We start from the raw sequence: 25728 nt of genomic DNA on the forward strand, positions 1-25728 counted from the left end.
TTTTTGTCATGAAAAAACGGTATCTTAGACTTGCGGCGCTGACGGCCGGTGTGCTACTGGCCGCACAGACCGGTCTTTCCGCTGCTGCGCTTTCTACCTTTGATGCCGCATACTACGCTGCACAGTATCCGGATGTTGCGGCCGTATGCGGCAATGACGAGGGTGCACTGCTGCGTCATTATCTGGATCACGGCATTGACGAAGGCCGCAAGCCTTCTGCGGACGGCATTGCCGGTGATGACGAGCTTTCTTTGACCGAAGCGCAGTTTTCTTCCGTCTGGTCGCCGGTGGCCATCAACAAGCTGGCCCACTACAAGTCTCTCAAGCGCAAATGCACCGATGAGGAGTTTGCGCAGGCATATCAGGAAGCGCTGAAAGTGGTCACACCGCTGGCGCTCATGAGCCGGGAAGACCAGCTTTACGGCATTGCCTCTGCCCTGCGTGCGGTGGTGGATGATGGCTCCATGGCTTACTCTATGGAAGCCAACCATTACAACGACCCCTACGGTTATTTTGTACTGCGCACAGCATCCTGTGCCGGGTGTGCCCGGGCCACCGCTCTGTGTCTGGACATTCTGGGCATCCCATATGAGCATGTGAACGAGAACCAGTACAGCCACCAGTGGTGCCGCGTGCCCATGGAGGACGGCAGCTACTGGATCTGCGATGCGTTTGGCCTGTACTGCGGCCCGGAACCCGAACCCTATCAGCACCCGTATTTTTGAAAAAGCGGATAAACCATTTCAAAACCATGCAATGTCCGGCAGGCTGTGTTATCTGCCGGGCATTGCTTTTTTCTTTCTCCTTTTATAAAACCACTGCTCTATGTTGAAAAGTTACAAATTGGTACGGTTTTACCGGTTGTTTCTGATTTGTACCGGGAATTTGCGGAACTGTCGGCACATTTTGATTCGCACGCAATTCAATCTGCACAAAAGCAGCTCAGAATGCTATGCAATTTTCACGAAAACACTTTTGGGTTATTGATTTTTTATACAAATTATGCCATACTATAGTCACTGAAAACGTTCCCGACAACGTTCCCGAATCTATTACCGAAAGTGAGGTACTCCGACAAAATGCCGAATCTGACCATTAAGGACATTGCCCGGATCAGCGGCTGCTCGGTAAGCACCATTTCTCGTGTCATCAACGACCGGCCCGATGTCCGGCCCGAGACCAAGGAGCATGTACTCAAGGTAATGCGGGAGGCCGGGTTCGTGCCCAACACCAATGCACGACAGCTGAAGATCCAGCAGTCCCGCAGTCTGGTGTTCGTGGTCAAAGGCACCCGCAATCTCTTCTTCTCGGACTTCTTAGTCCAGCTGCAGCGGGCCGCCACCCTGTATGGCTACAATGGCATCGTTTCCTATTTGGATGAAAACGCCAACGAGGTCGATGCCGCCGAAAAGATCCTGCGGGAGATCAAGCCCAAAGGTATGATCTTTCTAGGCGGCAGCGTAGCCAACTTCAAAAAAGGCTTTGCCAACATCACAGTCCCCTCGGTGCTGACCACACTGGTCTCCGACGAGCTGGACTTTCCCAATCTTTCCATGGTGGGCGTGGATGACCGCGCTGCAGCCTACACTGCTGTGGACTACCTCATCCAGCAAGGGCATCGTAAGATCGCAGTGCTGGGTGGTCCGGTCACCAGTTATCCCAGCGTGATGCGCCGCGAGGGTGCACAGCAGGCGATGCAGGACGCGGGCATCCTGTTCAGCGACAAGCTGTACGGCCTGTCCAACTACGATTTTGAGTCTGCCTATCACGCCGTGAACAGCCTGCTGGCCCGCCGGGCCGACTTCACCGCCCTGTTCGCCATGAGCGATGTGATTGCCTTAGGTGCCATCCGCGCGCTGGCGAGCGCCGGGCTGCGGGTGCCGGAGGATGTTTCGGTGATCGGCTTTGACGGCATCACGATGTCCCGTTACTGTGTGCCTGTTCTGACTACCGTTGTGCAGCCCAGTGAACAGATCTCGCTGCAGAGCATTGAGTTGCTGGTGCGGCAGATCGAGCACGGTGCCCCGGCCCAGACCATCACCTTGCAGCCGGAGTTGCAGCAGGGCGAAAGCGTAAGAGCCATCTGAAAAACTCCTTCCACCGCTGACGCGGTCCCCCTCCCTCACGGAGGGAGGCTTTGGCAGTACGGTAGGTTTCACCTCTTCGCCAGAGGCTCCCTCTTTGAGGGAGCTGGCACGACGCAAGTCGTGACTGAAGGAGTTTCCTAATTTGTTTTCCCTCCGTCAGGGGACGGAGATTTTGAAATAGTTTATTTTTAATAAGAAGGAGAACTTATTATGAAGAAAATGATTACTCGTCGTAACTTCCTGAAGGCCGCTGGCGTTTCCGCCGCTGCTCTGGGTCTGGCTGCCTGCGGCGGCTCCTCCAGCAGCACCGCTTCCTCTGCTGCCAGCTCTACCGCTGCTTCCAGCACCGCTGCAAAGGCAGACGGCAAGGTCTACTACCTGAACTTCAAGCCCGAGCAGGATCAGGATTGGCAGGATCTGGCCGCTGAGTACACCAAGGAGACCGGCGTGCCTGTGACCGTTGTCACCGCCGCTTCTGGCCAGTACGAGACCACCCTGATGAGCGAGATGGAGAAGAGCGAGGCTCCCACCCTGTTCCAGGTGAACGGCCCTGTTGGTCTGGCAAACTGGAAGGATTACTGCTACGATCTGTCCGGCAGCCAGCTGTACGGTGAGCTGACCAGCGACTCTTTCGCACTGAAGGATGGCGACGCTGTGGCTGCCATCGCCTACGTCCTCGAGACCTACGGCATCATCTACAACAAGGAACTGCTGACCGCCGCTGGCTATACCCAGGACGACATCAAGGGCTTTGCCGATCTGAAGAAGGTCGCTGACGATATTCAGGCACGCAAGGCTGAGCTGGGCGTGGACGGTGCTTTCACTTCTGCCGGCATGGACAGTTCTTCTGACTGGCGCTTCAAGACCCATCTGGCAAACCTGCCCATCTACTACGAGTACAAGGCAGACGGCATCAGCTCTACCGACGCCATCAAGGGCACCTATCTGGACAACTACAAGCAGATCTGGGATCTGTACATCACCGATTCCACCTGTGACCCCACCCTGCTGGCTTCCAAGACCGGCAACGACGCTGTGGCTGAGTTTGTGGGCAAGAAGGCTGTGTTCTACCAGAACGGCACTTGGGCTTACAATGACGTGAAGGATCTGGGCGACGACAACCTGGGTATGCTGCCCATCTACATCGGCGTGGATGGCGAGGAGAATCAGGGCCTGTGCACCGGTTCCGAGAACTTCTGGTGCGTGAACAACAACTCTTCTGATGCCGATATTCAGGCTACTCTGGACTTCCTGTACTGGTGCGTCACCTCTGAGGCCGGCACCAGCGCGATGGCTGACAAGATGGGCTTCGTCATCCCCTTCAAGAAGGCTAAGGACTCCACCAACCCCCTGATCACCATTGCAAACCAGTATGTGGCCGACGGCAAGACCAGTGTGGACTGGTGCTTCTCCACCATGCCTTCCGAGGAGTGGAAGAACGGCGTGGGCAGCGCTCTGACCGCTTACGCAGCAGGCACCGGCGACTGGGACGGCGTTGTGACCGCCTTCGTTGATGGCTGGGCTAAGGAATACAAGCTGGCAAACGGCTAAGCTCCTGATCGGTCTATAAAAAAGAACTGAACAGGGAGGCGGGCGAAGAAGTTCGCCCCGCCTCCCCTTTTTTGTTAACCACTCCGCATATAGGAGGTACATCATGCAAAAAGCCATCAGCAAATATTGGCCGGTGTTCGTGCTGCCCACGCTGCTCGCGTTCATCATCGGCTTTATCTGGCCCTTCATCTGGGGCATTTACCTTTCGTTCCAGCGGTTCACTACTGTTAGCAAGACCACCTTTGTGGGCATCCAGAACTACATCAACGTATTTCAGGATTCCACCTTCCTGCACGCCTTCGGCTTTACCGCAGCGTTCACTGTAGTATCCACCGTGCTCATCAACGTCTGCGCCTTTGCCATTGCGCTGGTGCTCACCCGCGGCATCCGCGGCACCAACATCTTCCGTACCGTCTACTTCATGCCCAACCTGATCGGCGGCATCCTGCTGGGCTACATCTGGCAGATCCTGCTCAACGGTGTGCTGGCCAACCTGCAGAAACCTCTGCTGGCGCTGGATGCCAAGGCCGGTTTCGTCGGTCTGGTCATCCTGATGTGCTGGCAGCAGATCGGCTACATGATGATCATTTACGTTGCCGGCCTGCAGAGCGTGCCCGGCGACCTGATCGAAGCCGCCAAGATCGACGGTGCCAACGACCGCGAGATCCTGTTCAAGATCAAAATTCCCATGGTCATGCCCAGCGTGACCATCTGCACCTTCCTGACCCTGACCAACAGCTTCAAACTGTTCGACCAGAACGTTGCCCTGACCGCAGGCGAACCCGCCAACGCCAGTGAAATGCTGGCCCTGAACATCTACAACACCTTCTATGGCCGTTCCGGTGCCCAGTGGAAGGGCATTGGTCAGGCGAAGGCTGTGGTGTTCTTCCTGATTGTCGTGGTCATTTCTCTGATCCAGCTCCACTTTACCCGTTCCAAGGAGGTGCAGCAGTAATGCCTAAACAGAAAAAAATGTGGGATAACATCCTCACCGTCATCATGACGCTGCTGAGTCTGCTGTGGATCTACCCCATCGTGCTGATCCTGCTGAACAGCTTGAAGATCGAGGGCAGCTTTACCACCTCCACCGTGTTCAAGCTGCCCACCGCCGAGACCTTTGCGGGCCTGAGCAACTACGTTTACGGTGTCACCAAGATGGGCTTCCTTTCCAGCCTTGGCTACAGCCTTGTCATCACCGTTACCAGTGTGGCGCTGATCCTGCTGTGCTGCTCCATGACCGGTTGGTACCTCACCCGCGTGAACAATAAGCTGAGCAAGTTCATGAACCTGCTGATCGTGTTCTCCATGGTCGTGCCCTTCCAGATGGTCATGTTCACCCTGTCCAAGACCGCTGACCAGCTCAAGCTGAACACCCCGTGGGACATCTGCATTATCTATCTGGGCTTCGGTGCCGGTCTGGCCGTGTTCATGTTCACCGGCTTCATGAAGAGCGTGCCCATGGAAATTGAGGAAGCGGCCATGATCGACGGCTGCAACCCCATTCAGATCTTCTTCAAGGTCGTATTCCCCATCCTCAAGCCTACCATGATCTCCACCGCCATCCTCGAGACCATGTGGGTGTGGAATGACTACCTGCTGCCCACTCTGGTGCTGGACATCAAGAAATACCGCACCATTCCCATGGCCATCCAGTACTTCCGCGGCGGCTACGGCCGTGTGGAGCTGGCTCCCATGATGGCCTGCATCATCATTGCCATTATCCCCATCATCATCCTGTACATGACCTGCCAGAAGTACATCATTGAGGGCGTTGTGGCAGGTGCTGTCAAGGGCTAAGGAGGTGCGCACACTATGCGTGCAAGCGGCATTTTGATGCCCGTTTTCAGTCTGCCGGGGCCTTTTGGCATCGGTACGCTGGGAAAAGAGGCCTTTGCATTCGTGGATTTTCTGGCCGATGCAAAGCAGACCTACTGGCAGATCCTGCCCATCGGCCCCACCGGCTACGGCGACAGCCCTTATCAGAGCTTTTCCGCCTTTGCCGGTAACCCCTACTTCATTGACTACCGCCTGCTGGCCGACGTCGGTCTGCTGACGGCCGATGAAGTGCCCGCCGCACGGCCTGTAGGCCCCATCGACTACGGCGCACTGTACAACGAGCGGCCTGTGATCCTGAAAAAGGCAGCCGACCGCCTGCTGGCAGCCCCCTTCCCCTCCTATGAAGCCTTCTGCGAGGCGCAGAGCTTCTGGCTGGAGGATTACGCCCTGTTTATGGCTGTCAAGGCCGAACAGGGGCAGGCCGGCCTTGCCGACTGGCCGGATGACCTGCGCTGCCGCAAACCGGAAGCCATTGCTGCCGCAAAACAGCGTCTCGCCGGTGCGGTGGATTACTACAAGGCGGTGCAATTCTTCTTCTACACCCAGTGGAACGCCCTGAAGGCTTACGCCAACGGCAAGGGCGTCCGTCTGGTGGGCGATATTCCCATCTATGTCAGCCCGGATTCCAGCGATCTGTGGACCCACCCGGAGCTGTTCCAGACCGACGGAGAAATGCATCTGACCCAGGTGGCCGGATGCCCGCCGGACGCCTTTGCAGCAGACGGCCAGCTGTGGGGCAACCCCCTGTATGACTGGCCCACGCACAAAGCCACCGGCTTTGCGTGGTGGAAGCAGCGCATGAAGCACGCCACCTCCATTTACGATGTGGTGCGCATCGACCACTTCCGCGGCTTCGAGAGCTATTACTCCATTCCCGCCGGGAACAAAACGGCGACGGGCGGCCACTGGGAAAAAGGCCCTGACCGCGATTTTATCAACGCCATGCACGAAAACCTTGGCGAGGGCGGCATCATTGCCGAGGATCTTGGCTACCTGACCCCGGAGGTCAAGGCCATGCTTTCTGCCAGCGGCTACCCGGGCATGAAGATCATGCAGTTTGCCTTTGACAGCCGGGAATCCGGCAATTATCTGCCCCACACCTACCACCGCAACAGCGTGGTGTACACCGGCACCCACGACAATGTGACCACCGAAGGCTGGCGTACCAACGCCAGTGCCGAGGATGTGGCCTATGCCTGCCGCTACCTGCGCTGCCAGCCGGAAGAGCTGACCGAGGCCATGATCTGTGCCTGCCTTGCCAGTGTATCGGATACCGCTGTGATCCCTCTGGCGGACTGGCTGCATCTGGGCAGTGAGGCCCGCATCAACACTCCCAGCACCCAAGGCTCCAACTGGCAGTGGCGGCTCACCTGTCCCTTGCCGGAAGCACTGGCCGGACACATTGCGCAGCTGACCGTGCTCTACGAACGGGCACAGTAATTCCCCGATCATTTTCTCCTCGTAAAAGCGTCTGCACCCGGAATGTGCAGGCGCTTTTGTTTTTTCTACAGAACATTTTTTCAGGACCAGATTCTGGACATATTGCGCATTTTTGGGCTGACATCCGTGATTTTGCCGCCTTTCTGTAACAGTTTATTCACAAGTGTATCATGATTTTGCGCATCTCTGCTCTTGTTATTTGGACACAGTTATGTTACAATTCAGATAGTATTATTGTCTGCCTTTGTGCAGATTCCACTACGGAAAGGAGTTCTTCCACCATGGATCATCCCAATCAGAATACCATGCTTTTACCGGCTTCCTATGCCGTTATCTCCGAAGAGGAAATGACCTATCTGGATGGCGGTCAGTCCATCTACCTTGGCTCAGCCTTTAATCACGATATTTATTTCAACACCGATCAGTTTGCTACATTCTGCCAGAATGCAGCGATCAACCTGTTCGTGCTGATGACCAACTATTCCTTCCGGTACATCGCAGGCCGTGTGCAGTCCGGTCTGTCGAATGGTCTGAGCCTTTCCGGCACCTTCTATCACACCTGGGATAAGATGAACACCTGGAGCCGTATCGCTTCTGTGGGCGTTGCCGGTCTGGCCGGTGTCTATGTCTATTCGCAGGTCATGAACGTCATTCGTACCGTTACAAGCATCTACGATCAGATCGTGAACCCCATGCCGAGCTTTGATGCCGCTCAGGCCGAGGGAACCGCTGCCGCCTGAGTTTGATTCCATTCCCGGAACGATCTTGTCAGAAAGGAGCTTTCTCCATGAAAAACCTTCAGATGCCGCATTCATACATTTCTGTTTCCGAAGAAGAGCTGCGCAGTATTTCCGGCGGCGGGCCGCTGGGCGATGCGCTGGATCTTTTCTTCAGCAATCTGCGTCTGGACGATCTTTTCTTTAGCGGCGGATTGATCTCACTTTCTTTCACCTTTGTGCCCATGCTGCTGTTCAATGTGGTAAAGACAGGCTTCAACTTCGTGGTGAGCGCCTACGATACCATCGCAGACCTGTTCCATTTTTCCCACGAGGAGCGGGAGATGGTGCAGTATATCTCGGATCAGCAGCGCCGGGAAGAAGAGAAAGAGCAGGCTCAGCCCGCTCCCGGCCCGAAACCGGTTTTCTGAACTTTCCCAGCCGTATAAAGCATAGCAAAAAACGCATCTGCAAAATCTTGCAGATGCGTTTTTGTTTTCAGATCACTTTCACTGCCCCCTGCTCCCGCAGACGCAGAATATAGCAGCTGCCCTTGCCGAATACCCGCTCGATCTCGCTGTGATAGCGTTCCAGCAGGCTCTGGGGAACATACGCCTGAATGGTGCCTGCAAAGCCGCCGCCCTGCATCCGCCAGGCTCCCGTGCTGCCCTGCAGGATACTCTGGCTCAGCGCCAGTGCCACCGAAAGCCCCTGATGCCGCACATCGGTGCTGCAGTAGACATTCTGGCATAGCGCAAAGGATGCGCGTCCGCTTTCCAGCACCAGCGCTGCAAAGGCATCAAACTGTCCGGCCTGCAGCGCGTCCCTCTGGGCAAGGGTGCGAGCGTTTTCTTCAAAATAGTGGATGGCACGCAGCACCGCGCGGTCGCCGCAGGCTTTGCGCAGCGCAGGCAGTGCTGCCCAGAATGCGCTCTCCGTCACCTGTCCCAGCACCTTTTTGCCAAGAAACGCTGCGATCTGCTCCATTTCCTGCCGGATGGCTGCAAACTCACCGGTCAATTCGCTGTGGCTGCCGCGCGTATCGGTAACGCACAGGCTCATGCCCGGCGGCAGCAGGCCGTCGGCGTGGATCTTTTCCAGAACCGGCTGCTGGGGGTCTGCAAAATCCGCAAAGATAATGCCGCCCACTGCGCTGGTCAGCTGATCCAGCAGGCCGCTTGGCTTGCCAAAATAGGTATTCTCCGCATACTGACAGATCTTTGCCAGCTCCGCCGGGGCCAGACCGCAGCCATATTCTCCGTTCCAGATGGCAGCCATGCCCATTTCAAAGGCAGCAGAACTGGAAAGGCCGCTGCCGCGCAGCACATCACTGGCCGTGTATGCATCAAAGCCGCCCACCGCTTTGCCTGCCGCGCGGAAACTCTCGGCAATGCCGCGGATCAGGCTGGCCGAGTGGGTGCTCTCCCCTTCCTGCGGCCCCTCCACGGTCAGGTCGATCACATCCAGCTTGTTGAACCCGCGGGATTTGACCCGCACGTAGCCATCTGTATTGTGCGCAGCCACGGCCACAAGATCCAGCGTGACAGCCGCCGCAAGGCCATAACCGTGCTGGTGATCGGTGTGGTTGCCGCCCAGCTCTGCGCGGCCCGGTGCCGAATAAACCTGCACCTGCCTGCCCGGCCCAAAGTACAGCTCAAACTGTTCCAGCGCAGCACAGTAGCGTGCCCGCTGCCGACAGATCTCCTGCGCCGCATCGCCATACAGTGCCCGGAGCTTATCGTCCCATTTGCCCGCCGCGATCTCATTTCGGAGCTGCGCACTGTTTGCCATAACGATTCCTCCCTCAATATGCTGCTTTGGGATAGATGGGTTTGTTACGTCTATTGTAATGCATCCAACCGCTTTTTTCAATTTCCAACGCTGAAAAAACGCGAATTTTGGCACCCAGTTCAAAGAATAAGATGTACTTTTGTTGAATTTGCGGGCAGATGTGTGGTATACTATACCAAAGATCGGGCACAAAGCTGCCCGCAACGTGACAGAGCGGAGGAAACGCGGCTATGGCAGATGTATATAAGCAATCCTTCAAACAAAATTATACCAATAATATTGAGCTTTCCATCTTCAATTGCGGCATCGAACGCTGTGCTCCGGGCCAAACATGGGGGCCGGGTATCCGCGACCATTACCTGATTCATCTGGTACTTTCCGGCAAGGGCGTATTCGAGGTGGGCGGACGCACCTGGGAAGTGAGCCAGGGTCAGCTGTTTTTTGCCCGGCCAAGCCAGCTGATCCGGTATACTGCCGATGAGCAGCAGCCTTGGGAGTACAGCTGGGTAGGCTTCAACGGTGCGTGTGCCCACAAACTGGCCGCGCAGCTCCCCTTCACCGACGACTCGCCGGTGCATCACACCCACGACCCCGATGGGATGCGTGCCGCTCTTGCCAACATTTATTCCTCCCGCGGGTTGCAGCCGCAGGATGAAGCCGCCATGGTGGGCTACCTTTATCTCTTCATCGCTTCTCTGATGAAGGAGACCAGCGCTGGCAAACCGCACACGGCTTCCTCTTCCAGCCAGTATGTGCTCAACGCCATCAAGTACATCCAGTTCAATTATTCACACGATATTTCCATTGATGATGTGGCAAAAAGCGTAGGTGTCTCCCGCAGTCACCTGTACCGCGTGTTCATGCTGAACGTAGGCAAAAGCCCCATCGATTATCTTACCGAATACCGCATCAACGAAGCCTGCAAGCTGCTGCGCGCAGGCAACCTTTCCATTGCCGAGGTCGCGGTGTCGGTAGGCTTCTTTGACCAGTTCTATTTCTCGCGGGTATTCAAGCGCGCCAAGGGCGTGCCGCCCAGCAAGTATTTTGCGGCGCAGGCTGATGCTCCCGCCGACGGCCCCGACCACCAGTAAAGGAGACCCTTCATGCCCTTACAGAAAAATCAAGTTCTCACCCTGCGCGTAGAGCGTCTTTCCAGCGATGGCAGCGGCGTAGCACACAGCCCAGACGGTGAGACCGTGTTTATTCCCGGTGCCGCCCCCGGCGACGAAGCCCGGGTGCGCATCGTTAAGGACTGCAAGCGCTACGCCTTCGGTATTCTGGACGAGGTGCTCACTCCTTCGCCGGACCGTATCCCGGTGGATTGTGCCGTGGCAGGCCCCTGCGGCGGATGCAGCCTGCGGCATCTGGACTATGCTGCCGAGCTGCGCGCCAAGCAGGAGAATGTTGCCGATGCCTTTGCCCGCATCGGAGGATTGGATGTGCCTGTTCTGCCCATTGTGGGTTCGCCGGAAGTGAACCGCTACCGCAATAAGGTGCAGTTCCCGGTGGGCGTGGACAAAAGCGGTAAGCCCTGTATCGGCTTCTACGCCGGGCGCACCCATCGTATCGTCCCCTGCCCGGACTGCCGCCTGCAGCCCGGTGTGCTGAATGAGATCGGCAACGCATTGTGCGCTTTTTTTGCAGAAAAGGGCATCCAGCCGTACAGCGAGGAGACCGGCAGGGGCCTTGTGCGTCATATCTTTCTGCGGCGCGGCGCTCACAGTGGCCAGATCATGGTCTGCCTTGTCTGCACCCGTGCCAAGCTGCCCTCCGCTGAAGAGCTTTGCACCCGGCTGAAAGCTCAATTTGCAGAGATCACCACGATCCTGCTGAACGTAAATGCTAAAAACACCAACGTGATCCTTGGCACCGAGACCCACACCCTGTATGGGCAGGGGTATATTGAAGACACCCTGTGCGGTGTTCCGGTGCAGCTTGGCCCGCTTTCCTTCTATCAGGTCAATACCCTTGCCGCTGAGCAGCTTTACGGCATTGCCGCCCAGTATGCTCAGCTTACCCCGGACGACCTGCTGCTGGACCTCTACTGCGGCATGGGCACCATTGGTCTTTCCATGGCAGCGCACTGCCGTGAGCTGATCGGTGTGGAGATCGTACCGGAAGCCATTGAAAGTGCCAAGGCTAACGCTGCCCGCATGGGTGCAGATGTGGCCGCAAAGAGCCGATTTTTCTGCGCAGATGCCGGTCAGGCCGCCACCCGCCTTGCCGCTGAGGGCCTTCACCCGGACATCGTAATGCTGGACCCTCCCCGCAAGGGCTGCGACGAAGCCACACTTTCCGCTGTCGTGCGCATGTCTCCCCGCCGGGTGGTCTACGTCAGCTGCAACCCCGCCACCGCCGCAAGAGATGCTGCATGGCTGGAACAAAATGGATATCACGCAGAGAAGGTGCAGCCGGTGGATCTGTTTCCAAGAACACGGCATTGCGAGTGTGTGCTGAGCCTTTCCAAGGTGTGAGGTTTGAAAAAATGGCTATTCCAAAATATAATGAACTTTACTCGCTGTTCCTCTTTGCAATTCAGGACGGTGCCCCGCATTCTTCAAAAGATGTAAAGAAAATCATCTCTCAAAAGCTCCAGTTAACCGCCTTGCTCTTGAATTGGTAAACATACATAAAAAGCGCCCGTCCCGGTTTTTCCGGGACAGGCGCTTTGCATTTTAACCTTGTAATTTATCAGGACAGAATCATGCGGTCATTTGCAAACTCGCCGCCGCTGGCGATCTGGAACTTTGCCAGCAGGTCAGAGACGTGCAGGTTCTTCTTTTCCTCACCGGAAACATCATAGATGATATGGCCTTCGTACATCATGATCAGGCGGTTGCCATACTTAATGGCATCCTTCATGTTGTGGGTGATCATCATGGTGGTGAGATGGTTTTCCTCCACGATTTTGGCCGAGAGGGTCAGCACCTTGAGCGCGGTCTTGGGGTCCAGCGCAGCGGTGTGCTCGTCCAGCAGCAGGAGCTTGGGCTTGTTCATGGTAGCCATCAGCAGGGTCAGTGCCTGACGCTGGCCGCCGGAAAGCAGGCCCACACGGGCCGTCAGACGGTCTTCCAAACCCAGATCCAGCGTCTTGAGCAGTTCACGGTACTGCTCGCGCTCTGCCTTGGTAATGCCAATGCGCAGGGTGCGGGGCTTGCCGCGGCGTGCAGCCAGGGCAAGGTTCTCTTCGATCTGCATGGTGGCAGCAGTGCCGGTCATGGGGTCCTGAAACACGCGGCCGATGTAAGCGGCACGCTGATGCTCGCTCAGGCGGGTCACATCCACACCGTCAATAATGATCTTGCCTTCGTCCACCGGCCACACACCGGCAACTGCGTTCAGCATGGTGGATTTGCCTGCACCGTTGCCGCCGATCACGGTAACGAAATCGCCCTCGTTCAGCTTCAGGTTCAGGCCGTTCAGGGCAGTTTTCTGGTTGACCGTGCCAGCGTTAAAGGTCTTGGAAACATTCTGGATCTCAAGCATTTTTTGCATCCTCCTTTGCCTTCTTCACCGGCTTCGAGAAGTACTTGCCCTTCCAGTACGGCACGGCAAGGAAAACAGCCACCACAGAAGCACTCAGCAGCTTGAGCAGGTTGGCATCGAAACCCAGAGTCAGCACCAGCTGGATGACAATGTAGTAGATGATGGCACCCAGAGAGACAGAAACCATCTTGAGTGCAAAGTTGTGGAAGATGCGGCTGAACAGAGCCTCGCCAATGATGACAGCAGCCAGACCAATGACGATCGCGCCACGGCCCATGCCGACATCTGCAAAGCCCTGATACTGGCTCAGCAGAGCGCCAGACAGCGCCACCAGACCGTTGGACACAGCCAGACCCAGCACGATATTGAAGTTGGTGTTGATGCCCTGCGCACGGGACATGGCGGGGTTAGAGCCGGTGGCACGGATGGCACAGCCCAGCTCGGTGCCGAAGAACCAGTACAGAATGCCGATCAGCACCGCTGTGACAATGATGATCATAACGATAGGGTTGTGGAGAGCGAACTCCTTGACCCAGCGCAGGGAGATCAACAGGTTGTACTTGTCCACGTTGATGGCCTGATTGGCCTTGCCCATGATTTTGAGGTTAATGGAATACAGCGAAAGCTGGGTCAGGATGCCGGCAAGGATGGCCGGAATGCCCATAAATGTGTGCAGGACACCGGTGACGAAGCCGGACAGCAGGCCTGCCAGCAGCGCCATGAGCAGGGAAACCCAGACGTTCTGGCCGGACAGCAGGCACATGACGCACACTGCACCGCCGGTGCCAAAGGAGCCGTCCACGGTCAGATCGGCCACATCCAGAATACGGTAGGTCAGGTACACGCCAATGGCCATGATACCCCAGATAAGGCCCTGTGCACAGGCACCCGGCAAAGCGCCCGGCAGGTTTGCCAGTCTTGCAATGATTTCCAAAACAATTCCTCCTAAACGTTACACTTTTTTACTTCCCGTTTGATACGGGAAAGCGGAGAAGAGCACTTTTTACCCTTCTCCGCTGATTTTCTGTTTGGTTTCCCGGAGTATTTTAGCCCTCGATCTCTTCGTAGCCGTCGGGAACGGTCAGGCCCAAATCGTCGCAGATAGTCTTGTTATACTTCTTGGTCACATCGGTGTACTCGATGGGCATGGTGGAGATATCAGCCTCGCCGTTCAGGATCTTCACTGCCATCTCACCAGTGGTGTAGCCCAGATCGTAGTAGCTGATGGAAAGGGTAGCCACGCCGCAGCCGGCGCAGATGCCCTCTTCGCCAGCGAACACGGGCTTCTTGGCCGGGCGGCAGATGCCGTCCACAATGCCGGTGTTTGCAGCAACAGTGTTATCGGTGGGCACATACAGTGCGTCGTTCTCGTCGGCAGCCTTCTGGCAGACAGAGGACAGGTCGTTGGAATCAGAGAAAGCGTACTGGGTAACGGTGACACCCTTTTCCTCCAGATACTTCTGGACCTCATCCACCTGATACTGGCTGTTTGCCTCAGCAGAGCAGTACAGCAGGCCAACCTTCTTGGCCTCCGGCATCCACTCCACGATCATCTCGGCCTGCTGATCCAGCGGGGCCAAATCAGAGGTGCCGGAAATGTTGCCGCCCACGGTGCCGTCGAAATCGGTCAGGCCCAGAGCCACACCGTACTCGGTAACAGAGGTGCCCAGCACCGGAATGCTGTCGGTAGCAGACTGTGCAGCCTGCAGAGCGGGCGTAGCATTGGCCATGATCAGATCCACACCAGAGGAAACGAAGCCGTTGGTGATGGTAGCGCAGGTAGCGGAATCGCCCTGTGCATTCTGGAAATCGAAGGTGACGTTCTCGCCGAAGGAAGCAGTCAGAGCATCCTCAAAGCCCTGCGTAGCGGCATCCAGAGCGGCATGCTGCACCAACTGGCAGATGCCGATCGTGAACTTCTGGCCATCGGCTGCAGCAGAAGCAGCAGCGGAGGATGCAGGCGCAGCGGAAGAAGCAGCTGCAGAAGATGCAGAAGAACCGCCGCAGGCAGTCAGGGCAGCAGCTGCGCCGCAGGCAGCGGCAGCAGCCAGAAACGAACGACGAGTGATTTTACGCATAATGTTTATCTCCTCTATCTCTTTGCGTGTGCGGCCTACAGGTACCGCACCGGAAAGCTATGTTTTGTATGCAAGGCTCGTACAGTCTCGCTTTATACTCGTGAAGTATATCACACATTTCACGGTAAAACAACTCACTTTTGCCCTAAAACGGCCTTTATTATCGATTGTATCAAATGCATCGATCGATTATTTTGATGCATTATTTCGTTTTTTCTGATATTCCGTCAGTTTTGCAAATTCAGCATCCAGCCAGTGCAGGTTTTTCTCCAGCTGCGGCAAGAACGGTGCGGCATAGTCGTAGCCAAAATACAGCGCCTGCCAGAGCTTGTCCTGCATCCGGCGCACCAGCACCGGGCTGAGCTGTGCACCCAGCTGTTCCACCGTGTCTTCCAGTGTCATGCAGGTCTGCGCCCAGCGCACATCGGTCTGTTCCCGGGCCGGGACATCGTAACGAGCAAGATAGTCCTCCACCCTTGCCTCGATCACCTGCCCGCCGCAGCCGGTTGGCTGCAGAAAATAGCTCACCTGTCCTTTCCTGCTGATCTCCTGCGCCAGCGGGTATAGAGCACACACCAGCGGTTCGGCATCGTGGATGGCGCAGTGGTCTCCCGTAAGGAAGGGACAGTTGTTCCGGTTCTCCTTCACCGGGGCCAGCCGCAGCACCGGCAAATGGCTCACCGTGCCAATGCTGGCCCGGCAATATCCCCGCGCCACAATCTGCGGCGGCAGGCGCAGCCTGGCTGCAATGCGCCACAGGTCAAAGCCTGAAAGTACAATGTCCTCTCTGCCACGGCAGCAGTCGCCGCAGCCATTGCACGCAAAGCTGAAATGTGCATCCCGCGCCAGCAGGGGCATTGCCTCGGTACGGGTAAAATCGATCTGGCCGCACAGGTCGATATGGTGGTCACGCATGGATGATCTTCCTTCTTCCTGAATGATATTGATTTTTATTGTATCACATTGCCATCAAAAGCAAAAGGGAGCGTTTCCGCTCCCCTTGCGCTATCCTGTCATTGATACTTCTTTGCCGGGATGACGATTGCGCCAAACAGCGATGCAATGTATCCGATAAGCACTGCACACCACACCTGCCATCCGGTGGCCTGTTCAAACACGACCGCCGCTGCCGTGCAGAGCGGTGTCAGGAGCATACTTACCACGCACCACACCCGCATTGCTTTGAGCACATGGAGCCAGTTGCGGTTGTTGTAGTACACACCCGGAATATGCATGTGGAACGCGCCCTGTGCAAAATTGCAGACATGGTTTTCGTCATAATAGCGCGGCAATGTTTCCGGCATCCAGAACAAGGTGTAGGCCCCATATACGATGCCGAAGATCACGTTTATAATCAGCAGCATCATTGCGCCCTCGGTCCCGGCCAGCCCCACGGCCCAGACAGCTGCGGTCTCTACAAGGCCAAGCACCACGCTGACCCCATACAGCGGCAGAAACTTCTGCGTGCGGGCCTGGCGGCGTTCCGGCGGTTCTGCCGAAAAAGTCAGTGCCTTGCGGATCAGTTCCTCTGTTTCCTCGCGGGTAAAGCGCTGCTCCTCCTCCACGCGGCAGCCATGTAACAGCTCGGCCACGGTCACATTCAGCTGTTCGGCCAGCGGCACCAGCAGGGAGATATCCGGCACGCTCAAGCCGCGCTCCCATTTGCTGACGGCTTTATCCGAAACATACAGGCAGGCGGCAAGCTCCTTCTGGGTCATGCCCTTTTCCCTGCGCAGCTGTGCCAGAAAACTCCCAAAAGCGGTCTTGTTCAGTTCGTACATCGTTTTGTCCTCCTTGTGAGCCAGCAGTTCTGTTTGTGGCTCCATTGTACCGGACCGGACATTCCCGCACAACCGACTGGCGGTAGAATTGGCGCAAAACAGTCATTTTTTCTTTTCCAGTCTGCGGTACACCTGCACAGCATCCATGATGTTGGTCTGCTCCGTCGCGTGGTTTCCGGGTGCCCCCAGCGTGACCAGAATGTACTCCTTTTCGTTCACCACGGCAAGGCTGGCAAGGCACAGACCGGCCGCAATAAAGTACATCGGGCTTCTGGAATCGCCCAGCCCGCGGAAGATTGATGCCATGATATTATACGCCGTGATGCATGGAACGCCGATAAAGCAGATGATCAGGTAGGTACGAGTGCCCGCCACGGCCTGCTCCGGTGTGGAGACAATGCGTACGATCGGATCCACAAGCCCTACTAGCACAGCTGCCAGTACCACAGATCCTGCCATAAACAGTGTGACTGTGTTGCCAATGAGCCGCGCCGCACGAGGTTTGTTCTCTGCGCCCACGGCCCGGCCAATAGTGACCGTTGCTCCCATGGCAAGGCCCACGATCATCACAGTGATCATATGCATCACCTGACTGCCAATGGACACCGCCGTTGTGCTGGCCACACCTTCAAACTGCCCGATGATGAACAGATCCGCCATGCCGTACAGCGTCTGCAAAAAGTACGAAAGCAGATAGGGCAGTGAAAAAAACAAAATGCTTTTCAGCACACTGCCGCTGGTCAGATTTTTTTCCATAATGTTTTCTGCCCGGGTTCCCTCTTCTCTGCCGAATGTGCAGAGCTTACACTGCCAGACCGGGCAGCTCCTTTCCGTTATAGATAGTAAACCCTACAACGACTGAAGAGTCAAGGTTTTATTACAATAAAGCGGCCCGGTCGTGACAAAAGGTCAGCACAGCCGAACCACCATGAATTTATTTAAGGTTTTTGTTTGTTCAATAGATAAGGCACAAACACATCATAAAACTTTTCACTTCACTCTGCATGAAATTGTGCCCTTCTCTTCCAGTTTGTTTCATCTTCAATGCTCACATCATTTTCAAAGCATACCTGCCTTTCTGTTTTCTCCTAAAACAGTTTCAAGACAAAAGAAAAACGCTTCAGAATTTCTTCTGAAGCGTTTTTTGTTCAAGTCGGCGACTACCTATTTTCACGCGCCGTTTCCAGCGAACTATCTTCGGCACAAGTGAGCTTAACTTCTGTGTTCGGAATGGGAACAGGTGGAACCTCACCGTCATCGACACCGACCGATCTGACTGAACCAGTATAACATGTTTGTCGTACTTTGTCCAGTATTTCTTAGAAGGACGTGCCTTCAAAACTGAATAATCACTGCTTACATTTTTTCGTTGACTCTAAAAGTCTCAAGCGAATTGTGGTCAAGCCCTCGACCTATTAGTACACGCTTGCTGAATGGATCACTCCACTTACACATCGTGCCTATCAACCTTGTAGTCTTCAAGGGGTCTTACTTGTTTGAAACAATGGGATATCTTATCTTTGGGTCGGCTTCACGCTTAGATGCTTTCAGCGTTTATCCGATCCGTACATAGTTGCCCAGCTATGCTCTTGGCAGAACAACTGGTGCGCCAGAGGTACGTCCGCTCCGGTCCTCTCGTACTAGGAACAGCTCCCATCAAATATCCTGCGCCCACGACAGATAGGGACCGAACTGTCTCACGACGTTCTGAACCCAGCTCGCGTACCGCTTTAATTGGCGAACAGCCAAACCCTTGGGACCGAATACAGCCCCAGGATGCGATGAGCCGACATCGAGGTGCCAAACCTCCCCGTCGATGTGGACTCTTGGGGGAGATCAGCCTGTTATCCCCAGGGTAACTTTTATCCGTTGAGCGATGGCATTTCCACTCACATACCACCGGATCACTAACTCCAACTTTCGTTACTGCTCGACCCGTCAGTCTCGCAGTTAGGCTCGCTTCTGCGTTTGCACTCTTTTGCTTGATTTCCGTTCAAGCTGAGCGAACCTTTGAACGCCTCCGTTACTCTTTAGGAGGCGACCGCCCCAGTCAAACTGCCCACCTAACAATGTCCCCCGCCTTGATTCAAAGGCGCAGGTTAGAATTCCAATATCGCAAGGATGGTATCCCAACGGCCACTCCACAAGCGCCAAAGCACCTGCTTCCCAGTGTCCCATCTATCCTGTGCATGCAACATCGAAACCCAATATTAGGCTACAGTAAAGCTCCATGGGGTCTTTCCGTCTTGTCGCGGGTAACCGGCATCTTCACCGGTACTACAATTTCGCCGGGCGGGCTGTTGAGACAGTGCCCAAATCATTACGCCTTTCATGCGGGTCAGAACTTACCTGACAAGGAATTTCGCTACCTTAGGACCGTTATAGTTACGGCCGCCGTTCACTGGGGCTTCGATTCAATGCTTGCACATCTCCTCTTAACCTTCCAGCACCGGGCAGGCGTCAGCTCGTATACGTCATCTTTCGATTTAGCACAAACCTGTGTTTTTGGTAAACAGTTGCTTGGGCCGATTCTCTGCGGCTGCATTGCTGCAGCACCCCTTCTCCCGAAGTTACGGGGTCAATTTGCCGAGTTCCTTAACAACCCTTCTCCCGTTGGCCTTAGAATCTTCTTCCTACCTACCTGTGTCGGTTTGCGGTACGGGCACCGCAGAAATACACACAGCTTTTCTCGCCATCTTCCATCCCGGACTTCGGTACTAATTTCCCTCGATCGCTACCGGAACCAACACCCGGCTCCGAGACTTCATATGTGTCCCTGTGCTTAACTCTTTTGGTGGTGACGGAATCTCTACCGTCTGTGCATCGGCTACGCCGTTAGGCCTCACCTTAGCTCCCGACTGACCTGGAGCGGACGAACCTTCCTCCAGAAACCTGAGGCTTTCGGCCATGCAGATTCTCACTGCATTCGCGCTACTCATTCCGGCATTCTCACTTCTATACACTCCACAGCCGCTTGCGCTACTGTTTCACCGCGTATACAACGCTCCCCTACCCAGCATGTAAACATGCTGCCTAAGCTTCGGTGTCAGGTTTAGCCCCGTTAAATTCTCCGCGCAAAGACGCTCGACCAGTGAGCTATTACGCACTCTTTGAATGAGTGGCTGCTTCTGAGCCAACATCCTGGTTGTCTACGTATCTTCACATCGTTTTCCACTTAACCTGACTTTGGGACCTTAGCTGTAGATCTGGGCTGTTTCCCTTTTGACAATGACATTTATCTGACACTGTCTGACTCCCAAGCATCAATACTCTGGCATTCTGAGTTTGATAAGCTTCGCTAACCTCTCGGCCGCTAGGCTATTCAGTGCTTTACCTCCAGGTATCTAACTTGAGGCTAGTCCTAAAACTATTTCGGGGAGAACCAGCTATCTCCGGGTTCGATTGGAATTTCTCCGCTACCCACAGTTCATCCGCCGCCTTTTCAACGGAGGTCGGTTCGGTCCTCCATGGAATTTTACTTCCACTTCAACCTGACCATGGGTAGGTCACCCGGTTTCGGGCCCATTATATGCAACTTAACGCCCTTTTCAAACTCGCTTTCGCTTCGGCTCCAGACCTTAAGTCCTTAACCTTGCTGCATACAATCGCTCGCCGGACCGTTCTACAAAAAGTACCCTATCACGCATTGACGCGCTCTAGGTGCTTGTAGGCACAGGGTTTCAGGTTCTTTTTCACTCCCCTCCCGGGGTGCTTTTCACCTTTCCTTCACAGTACTATACGCTATCGGTCACTGGGTAGTATTTAGGGTTGGAGGGTGGTCCCCCCATATTCCGACCAGGTTTCACGTGTCTGGCCGTACTCTGGATTCTGCGCAGCTCTCTCCGTTTTCACCTACGTGGTTCTCACACTCTCTGACCGGCCTTCCCATGCCGTTCGGTTAACAGATTAAGTCCTAAAAGCAGTCCGTACCCCGAAAGTATTTCTACTCTCGGTTTGCCCTCTTCCGCGTTCGCTCGCCACTACTTACGGAATCTCGTTTGATGTCTCTTCCTCGCCCTACTTAGATGTTTCAGTTCAGGCGGTTCCCTCGATATACCTATTTTGAAGTTCAGTATAACGTACCTGAGTATGAACCCAGGTGAGTTTCCTCATTCAGAAATCTCCGGATCAATGCTTATTTGCAGCTCCCCGAAGCTTATCGCAGCTTATCACGTCTTTCATCGGCTCCCAGTGCCAAGGCATTCGCCCTGCGCCCTTGTTCGCTTGACCTTTCAAACGTTCTCTTGGAACATTTGGTATCCTCTTGATTCTCTCTTGCCAACGAAGATTATTGTTACCCTTCCTTTTGAAATTGTAATATTTCTTAAAAAGAACTTACTATAATCTTTGTTTCGCAGTTATTATTCAGTTTTCAAGGTACGTCTTTGAGTGTCCTTTTCAGGGCCCTCAAAATCGAACAATATCTACTCTTCTCGTTTGTTACCTGTCCGAAAGATCTCCATCTTCGATGTCGCTCTTTCGCCTGACTCCTTAGAAAGGAGGTGATCCAGCCGCAGGTTCTCCTACGGCTACCTTGTTACGACTTCACCCCAATCACCAGTTTTACCTTCGGCGGCGTCCTCCTTGCGGTTAGACTACCGACTTCGGGTCCCCCCGGCTCTCATGGTGTGACGGGCGGTGTGTACAAGGCCCGGGAACGTATTCACCGTGGCATGCTGATCCACGATTACTAGCAATTCCGACTTCGTGCAGGCGAGTTGCAGCCTGCAGTCCGAACTGGGACGTTGTTTCTGAGTTTTGCTCCACCTCGCGGTCTTGCTTCTCTTTGTTTAACGCCATTGTAGTACGTGTGTAGCCCAAGTCATAAAGGGCATGATGATTTGACGTCATCCCCACCTTCCTCCGTTTTGTCAACGGCAGTCTGGCCAGAGTCCTCTTGCGTAGTAACTGACCATAAGGGTTGCGCTCGTTGCGGGACTTAACCCAACATCTCACGACACGAGCTGACGACAACCATGCACCACCTGTCTCCTTGCTCCGAAGAGAAAACATATTTCTATGCCTGTCAAGGGATGTCAAGACTTGGTAAGGTTCTTCGCGTTGCGTCGAATTAAACCACATACTCCACTGCTTGTGCGGGCCCCCGTCAATTCCTTTGAGTTTCAACCTTGCGGTCGTACTCCCCAGGTGGATTACTTATTGTGTTAACTGCGGCACTGAAGGGGTCAATCCTCCAACACCTAGTAATCATCGTTTACGGTGTGGACTACCAGGGTATCTAATCCTGTTTGCTACCCACACTTTCGAGCCTCAGCGTCAGTTGGTGCCCAGTAGGCCGCCTTCGCCACTGGTGTTCCTCCCGATATCTACGCATTCCACCGCTACACCGGGAATTCCGCCTACCTCTGCACTACTCAAGAAAAACAGTTTTGAAAGCAGTTTATGGGTTGAGCCCATAGATTTCACTTCCAACTTGTCTTCCCGCCTGCGCTCCCTTTACACCCAGTAATTCCGGACAACGCTTGTGACCTACGTTTTACCGCGGCTGCTGGCACGTAGTTAGCCGTCACTTCCTTGTTGGGTACCGTCATTATCTTCCCCAACAACAGGAGTTTACAATCCGAAGACCTTCTTCCTCCACGCGGCGTCGCTGCATCAGGGTTTCCCCCATTGTGCAATATTCCCCACTGCTGCCTCCCGTAGGAGTCTGGGCCGTGTCTCAGTCCCAATGTGGCCGTTCAACCTCTCAGTCCGGCTACCGATCGTCGCCTTGGTGGGCCGTTACCTCACCAACTAGCTAATCGGACGCGAGGCCATCTCAAAGCGGATTACTCCTTTTCCCTCTGTGCCATGCGGCACCGTGGGCTTATGCGGTATTAGCAGTCGTTTCCAACTGTTGTCCCCCTCTTTGAGGCAGGTTCCTCACGCGTTACTCACCCGTTCGCCACTCGCTCGAGAAAGCAAGCTCTCTCTCGCTCGTTCGACTTGCATGTGTTAGGCGCGCCGCCAGCGTTCGTCCTGAGCCAGGATCAAACTCTTTATAAATGATATTTATCACTTCTAAAGTGTTAAATCTTGTTCGCTCAGCACGCAATCGCTTGCGTCCTGTGTGAATTACTTTTGGAATTGTTTTTAGTGTTTTTCCAAACACTTAAAAGGTTCCTTACAAGTTTTTCGATATTGTTCAATTTTCAAGGTCCTGTAGCGCCTCAGCCTTGCGGCTGACGACCTGTTCATTTTACCACCGAAGTGGTTTTTTGTCAAGCCTTATTTTTAGAAGCTTTTGAACTTTCTGAACTTGGAGCACTTCAAACATCTCAGTGTCAACTGGTGTTTTCAGCGTCTATTGGTTCTTTTCAAGGGCTTCCTGCTGAGGTTTTGGAAGTCATTCTTTTGCCTCAGCGCTTGGCGCTCAAGTATAATACCACACCCCCGCCTCCTTGTCAACACTTTTTGACAACTTTTTTCATCTTTTTTCTTGCGCTGCTGAAAAACGTTCATTTTCTTGTATTCAACGTTCTCTTTTTACGCAAAAAAGCCGCCTGCACATTCCTGCACAGACGGCCTTATATTACTTCTATAATAGAGTTAGCGGATCTCGATGCCCAGCTTGAACTTCAGGTTGCCGAGGATCTTCTTGACCACGCGCTCCACTTCCTCAGTGGAAACTTCCTTTTTCGGATCGGACAGAGACAGGGTGAACGCCATGCTCTTTTTGCCCTCGCCGAGATTTGCGCCGCGGTAGATATCGAACAGCTTGATCTCACCCACCAGAGGGCTGGCCTTCTTGATGGTCTCTTCGATCTCGCCGCAGGTGGTCTTTTCATCGCAGACCAGTGCCAGATCACGCTTGACAGCAGCGTAGGGACTGAGCGGCTGATAGCGCAGCTCGCCGTCCACGCAGGACATCAGAGCCTCGTAATCCAGCTCGCCCAGATAAATATTCTGGCTATCCTTCTGATCCTTTGCAATTTCCAGCTCGCCGTTGATCTCGTTGGACAGCTTGCCAAACACACCCAGACGCTTGTCACCACAGTAAACAGCGGCGCTGATGCCGGGGTGCAGCCACGGGGTGGTCTCGCGCTTGTAGTCAAAGCTCAGGCCAAAGCCAGCTGCCAGTGCTTCCAGTGCACCCTTAACGGTGAAGAAATCTTCTTCAGGGCCGAATGCGCCGATGCACAGGGTCTGGCGCTCGTGCGGATGCTCGTTGATGGGCAGTTCCTTGGCAAGATACACCGGTGCCATCTCGAACAGACGGCCTTCTGTGTTGCCCTTCTTGAGATTGTCCACAATGACATTCAGCATGGAGGGAGCCAGCAGGGTGCGCATGATGGACAAATTCTCGCTGATGGGGTTCAGGATGCGGATGGCCTTGCGGGCTTCATCATCCGCCGGGATGTGCAGCATATCCAGTTCTGCGTTGGAGTAGAAGGCCAGCGTGGAGGCCTCATAGAAGCCCTGTGCGGCCAGCAGACGCTTGGTCTTGAGCTGCTGCTTCTGGTCATAGTTCAGACCGCCGTTTGTAACGGAGGCAGTGTTCAGGAAGGTGGGCACAATGTGGTCGTAGCCGTACTCACGGATGACCTCCTCGGCCAGATCCGGGAAGCCCTCCACGTCCTCGCGGTACAGGGGTGCGGACACATCCCAGCTGCCATCGGCCTGTACATCCACCGTGAACTCCAGACGCTGCAGAATGTCGATCATGGTCTGATCCGGCACGGTGATACCCAGCACGCCGCAGATCTTAGCCGGAGTGGTAACGATGTGCTTGCGCTCCATCGGGCGGCCATCGGTCAGGTCATATTCCAGTGTGGTGATGTCGCCGCAGTCCAGCTCCTGGATCAGGTGCAGGGCACGGGCAAGGCCCAGTTCAGGAGAGTGACGGTCCACGCCCTTCTCGTAGCGGGCAGAAGAGTCGCTGTTCTGGCCCAATGCGCGGCTGGTCTTACGCACACAGTCGCGGGCGAAGGTGGCACACTCAAACAGCAGGCTGGTGGTGTTCTCATCCATGCCGGAGTTTGCGCCGCCCATGATGCCGGCAAGTGCCACCGGCTTTTCGGCATCGCAGATGACCAGATTGTTGGGGTTCAGAGTGAACTCCTTCTCATCCAGCGTGACGATCTTTTCGCCCGCATGGGCGCGGCGCACATCGATAGTGCGGCCGGCGACCTTGTTCAGGTCAAAGGCGTGCATGGGCTGACCCATTTCCAGCAGGGTGTGGTTGGTAATATCCACCACATTGCTGATGGAGCGCAGGCCGCACAGAGCCAGATGGCGCTTCATCCAGCGGGGAGACTCGCCCATGCGGATGTTGCGCACATAGTGTGCCATATAGCGGGGGCACAGGTCCGGAGCCTCCACCTTGACGGTGATGGGCGCATCCGGCTCGCAGACAGTCTTGTAGTCCATGGCGGGCATGTGCAGGGGCTTGCCCAGAACGGCAGCCACCTCACGGGCGATGCCCAGAACGGACTGGCAGTCCGGGCGGTTCGCGGTGATGGAGATATCAAAGATATAGTCGTCCAGACCCACCACGGGGGCAATGTCGGTGCCGGGGACAGAATCCTCGGGCAGGATGAGCAGGCCGTAGACCTCAGAGCCCGGGAACAGATCGTCGTTCAGGCCCAGCTCTTCGCCGGAGCACAGCATACCGTTGGACTCCACGCCCTGCATCTTGCGGGCCTTGATCTTGATGCCGCCGGGCAGGGTGGAGCCATCCAGAGCAGCGGGCACGCAGTCGCCCAGCTTCATGTTGGTGGCACCGGTGCTGATGCGGATGTCGTGGCCGTAGTCGCCGCAGTCCACCACACACTTGGTCAGGTGGGTGCCCTCCTGCTTTTCCATCTCCACGATCTTGCCGACGACCACCTTGCTGATGCCTGCATCCAGCGGGATCAGCTCTTCGACCTCAAAGCCGCAGGAGAAGAGCTGATCCTCCAGTTCCTGCGCAGTAACGTCGATATCTACAAATTCTTTTAACCAGCTGAAAGGTACTTTCATT

At 55.1% G+C, this 25728-nt stretch carries 19 protein-coding genes and 3 rRNA genes; 11 read left to right on the forward strand and 11 right to left on the reverse strand.

The features are described 5' to 3' along the window. Positions 1-8: 8 nt before the first annotated feature. From PXT33_RS09290 to PXT33_RS09325, 8 genes are all read left to right on the forward strand, one after another. The gene (locus PXT33_RS09290; RefSeq protein ID WP_145945650.1) at positions 9-725 is read left to right on the forward strand and encodes a hypothetical protein; all 717 of its coding nucleotides are present in this window, start codon (positions 9-11) and stop codon (positions 723-725) included. Positions 726-1079: 354 nt separating this feature from the next. After that, positions 1080-2087 (forward strand): LacI family DNA-binding transcriptional regulator, encoded by a 1008-nt coding sequence (locus PXT33_RS09295; RefSeq protein WP_154261037.1) that lies wholly within the window; start codon positions 1080-1082, stop codon positions 2085-2087. Between the two features lie 210 nt (positions 2088-2297). Next, entirely contained in the window at positions 2298-3638 is a 1341-nt protein-coding gene (locus PXT33_RS09300; RefSeq protein WP_097775421.1) for an ABC transporter substrate-binding protein, read from the forward strand. A 103-nt stretch (positions 3639-3741) separates the two neighbouring features. After that, on the forward strand, positions 3742-4593 hold the full coding sequence (locus tag PXT33_RS09305; protein ID WP_005938991.1) for a carbohydrate ABC transporter permease: 852 nt from the start codon (positions 3742-3744) through the stop codon (positions 4591-4593). Then, the gene (locus tag PXT33_RS09310) at positions 4593-5435 is read left to right on the forward strand and encodes a carbohydrate ABC transporter permease (RefSeq protein WP_332376405.1); all 843 of its coding nucleotides are present in this window, start codon (positions 4593-4595) and stop codon (positions 5433-5435) included. Before PXT33_RS09305 ends, PXT33_RS09310 begins: the two co-directional genes overlap by 1 nt. Before the next feature lie 15 nt (positions 5436-5450). Next, the gene (malQ, locus tag PXT33_RS09315) at positions 5451-6914 is read left to right on the forward strand and encodes a 4-alpha-glucanotransferase (protein WP_347070300.1); all 1464 of its coding nucleotides are present in this window, start codon (positions 5451-5453) and stop codon (positions 6912-6914) included. A 281-nt stretch (positions 6915-7195) separates the two neighbouring features. Further along, a complete protein-coding gene (locus PXT33_RS09320) occupies positions 7196-7654 on the forward strand; it encodes a hypothetical protein (protein WP_097777666.1) in 459 nt (152 codons plus the stop codon). A 47-nt stretch (positions 7655-7701) separates the two neighbouring features. Continuing rightward, entirely contained in the window at positions 7702-8061 is a 360-nt protein-coding gene (locus PXT33_RS09325) for a hypothetical protein (protein ID WP_332376406.1), read from the forward strand. A gap of 67 nt (positions 8062-8128) precedes the next feature. Here the strand turns inward: PXT33_RS09325 and PXT33_RS09330 are convergent, their stop codons facing one another. Then, positions 8129-9421: a galactokinase family protein gene (locus PXT33_RS09330; protein ID WP_332376408.1), complete on the reverse strand. Its 1293-nt coding sequence runs from the start codon at positions 9419-9421 to the stop codon at positions 8129-8131. Positions 9422-9651: 230 nt separating this feature from the next. On the opposite strand from PXT33_RS09330, the gene PXT33_RS09335 reads away from it, so the two are divergent. The 3 genes from PXT33_RS09335 to PXT33_RS09345 are packed head-to-tail and all read left to right on the forward strand — an operon-like array spanning position 9652 to position 12044. After that, complete coding sequence (locus PXT33_RS09335) at positions 9652-10512, forward strand: AraC family transcriptional regulator (RefSeq protein ID WP_005939008.1); 861 nt, start codon at positions 9652-9654, stop codon at positions 10510-10512. Positions 10513-10524: 12 nt separating this feature from the next. After that, a complete protein-coding gene (rlmD, locus tag PXT33_RS09340; protein ID WP_154256148.1) occupies positions 10525-11895 on the forward strand; it encodes a 23S rRNA (uracil(1939)-C(5))-methyltransferase RlmD in 1371 nt (456 codons plus the stop codon). A gap of 11 nt (positions 11896-11906) precedes the next feature. Then, positions 11907-12044 (forward strand): hypothetical protein, encoded by a 138-nt coding sequence (locus PXT33_RS09345; RefSeq protein WP_154261047.1) that lies wholly within the window; start codon positions 11907-11909, stop codon positions 12042-12044. A 68-nt stretch (positions 12045-12112) separates the two neighbouring features. Here PXT33_RS09345 and PXT33_RS09350 read toward each other — a convergent pair whose 3' ends face one another. From PXT33_RS09350 to pheT, 10 genes are all read right to left on the reverse strand, one after another. Then, positions 12113-12907, reverse strand: coding sequence for an ABC transporter ATP-binding protein (locus tag PXT33_RS09350; RefSeq protein WP_005939014.1), 795 nt, complete (start codon positions 12905-12907; stop codon positions 12113-12115). Beyond that, positions 12900-13841, reverse strand: a complete 942-nt coding sequence (locus tag PXT33_RS09355) for an ABC transporter permease (protein WP_097775413.1) — start codon at positions 13839-13841, stop codon at positions 12900-12902. Before PXT33_RS09355 ends, PXT33_RS09350 begins: the two co-directional genes overlap by 8 nt. Positions 13842-13953: 112 nt before the next feature. Beyond that, a complete protein-coding gene (locus PXT33_RS09360; RefSeq protein WP_097775412.1) occupies positions 13954-14985 on the reverse strand; it encodes an ABC transporter substrate-binding protein in 1032 nt (343 codons plus the stop codon). Positions 14986-15174: 189 nt separating this feature from the next. Continuing rightward, the gene (locus tag PXT33_RS09365; RefSeq protein ID WP_332376409.1) at positions 15175-15900 is read right to left on the reverse strand and encodes a YkgJ family cysteine cluster protein; all 726 of its coding nucleotides are present in this window, start codon (positions 15898-15900) and stop codon (positions 15175-15177) included. A gap of 98 nt (positions 15901-15998) precedes the next feature. After that, positions 15999-16766 carry a helix-turn-helix domain-containing protein gene (locus PXT33_RS09370; RefSeq protein ID WP_332376410.1) on the reverse strand — a complete coding sequence of 256 codons (768 nt, stop codon included), beginning with the start codon at positions 16764-16766 and terminating at the stop codon, positions 15999-16001. Positions 16767-16868: 102 nt separating this feature from the next. After that, positions 16869-17522 (reverse strand): MATE family efflux transporter, encoded by a 654-nt coding sequence (locus PXT33_RS09375; RefSeq protein ID WP_097775409.1) that lies wholly within the window; start codon positions 17520-17522, stop codon positions 16869-16871. Between the two features lie 395 nt (positions 17523-17917). Continuing rightward, positions 17918-18034 (reverse strand): 5S ribosomal RNA (gene rrf, locus PXT33_RS09380). A 127-nt stretch (positions 18035-18161) separates the two neighbouring features. After that, positions 18162-20996, reverse strand: a 23S ribosomal RNA gene (locus tag PXT33_RS09385). A 265-nt stretch (positions 20997-21261) separates the two neighbouring features. Next, positions 21262-22772, reverse strand: a 16S ribosomal RNA gene (locus PXT33_RS09390). Together the 16S, 23S and 5S rRNA genes form the textbook arrangement of a ribosomal RNA operon. A gap of 543 nt (positions 22773-23315) precedes the next feature. Beyond that, positions 23316-25727 carry a phenylalanine--tRNA ligase subunit beta gene (pheT, locus tag PXT33_RS09395; RefSeq protein ID WP_332376411.1) on the reverse strand — a complete coding sequence of 804 codons (2412 nt, stop codon included), beginning with the start codon at positions 25725-25727 and terminating at the stop codon, positions 23316-23318. Between the last annotated feature and the right edge of the window lies 1 nt (position 25728).

This window comes from Faecalibacterium taiwanense, assembly GCF_036632915.2.
Taxonomy (GTDB): domain Bacteria; phylum Bacillota; class Clostridia; order Oscillospirales; family Ruminococcaceae; genus Faecalibacterium; species Faecalibacterium taiwanense.

What these genes read in the sequence shown, in the direction of transcription:
- PXT33_RS09290 (WP_145945650.1), top strand. Translation starts at nt 9, where the DNA reads ATGAAAAAACGGTATCTTAGACTTGCGGCGCTGACGGCCGGTGTGCTA.
- PXT33_RS09295 (WP_154261037.1), top strand. Translation starts at nt 1,080, where the DNA reads ATGCCGAATCTGACCATTAAGGACATTGCCCGGATCAGCGGCTGCTCG.
- PXT33_RS09300 (WP_097775421.1), top strand. Translation starts at nt 2,298, where the DNA reads ATGAAGAAAATGATTACTCGTCGTAACTTCCTGAAGGCCGCTGGCGTT.
- PXT33_RS09305 (WP_005938991.1), top strand. Translation starts at nt 3,742, where the DNA reads ATGCAAAAAGCCATCAGCAAATATTGGCCGGTGTTCGTGCTGCCCACG.
- PXT33_RS09310 (WP_332376405.1), top strand. Translation starts at nt 4,593, where the DNA reads ATGCCTAAACAGAAAAAAATGTGGGATAACATCCTCACCGTCATCATG.
- malQ (WP_347070300.1), top strand. Translation starts at nt 5,451, where the DNA reads ATGCGTGCAAGCGGCATTTTGATGCCCGTTTTCAGTCTGCCGGGGCCT.
- PXT33_RS09320 (WP_097777666.1), top strand. Translation starts at nt 7,196, where the DNA reads ATGGATCATCCCAATCAGAATACCATGCTTTTACCGGCTTCCTATGCC.
- PXT33_RS09325 (WP_332376406.1), top strand. Translation starts at nt 7,702, where the DNA reads ATGAAAAACCTTCAGATGCCGCATTCATACATTTCTGTTTCCGAAGAA.
- PXT33_RS09330 (WP_332376408.1), bottom strand. Translation starts at nt 9,421, where the DNA reads ATGGCAAACAGTGCGCAGCTCCGAAATGAGATCGCGGCGGGCAAATGG.
- PXT33_RS09335 (WP_005939008.1), top strand. Translation starts at nt 9,652, where the DNA reads ATGGCAGATGTATATAAGCAATCCTTCAAACAAAATTATACCAATAAT.
- rlmD (WP_154256148.1), top strand. Translation starts at nt 10,525, where the DNA reads ATGCCCTTACAGAAAAATCAAGTTCTCACCCTGCGCGTAGAGCGTCTT.
- PXT33_RS09345 (WP_154261047.1), top strand. Translation starts at nt 11,907, where the DNA reads ATGGCTATTCCAAAATATAATGAACTTTACTCGCTGTTCCTCTTTGCA.
- PXT33_RS09350 (WP_005939014.1), bottom strand. Translation starts at nt 12,907, where the DNA reads ATGCTTGAGATCCAGAATGTTTCCAAGACCTTTAACGCTGGCACGGTC.
- PXT33_RS09360 (WP_097775412.1), bottom strand. Translation starts at nt 14,985, where the DNA reads ATGCGTAAAATCACTCGTCGTTCGTTTCTGGCTGCTGCCGCTGCCTGC.
- PXT33_RS09365 (WP_332376409.1), bottom strand. Translation starts at nt 15,900, where the DNA reads ATGCGTGACCACCATATCGACCTGTGCGGCCAGATCGATTTTACCCGT.
- PXT33_RS09370 (WP_332376410.1), bottom strand. Translation starts at nt 16,766, where the DNA reads ATGTACGAACTGAACAAGACCGCTTTTGGGAGTTTTCTGGCACAGCTG.
- PXT33_RS09375 (WP_097775409.1), bottom strand. Translation starts at nt 17,522, where the DNA reads ATGGAAAAAAATCTGACCAGCGGCAGTGTGCTGAAAAGCATTTTGTTT.
- pheT (WP_332376411.1), bottom strand. Translation starts at nt 25,727, where the DNA reads ATGAAAGTACCTTTCAGCTGGTTAAAAGAATTTGTAGATATCGACGTT.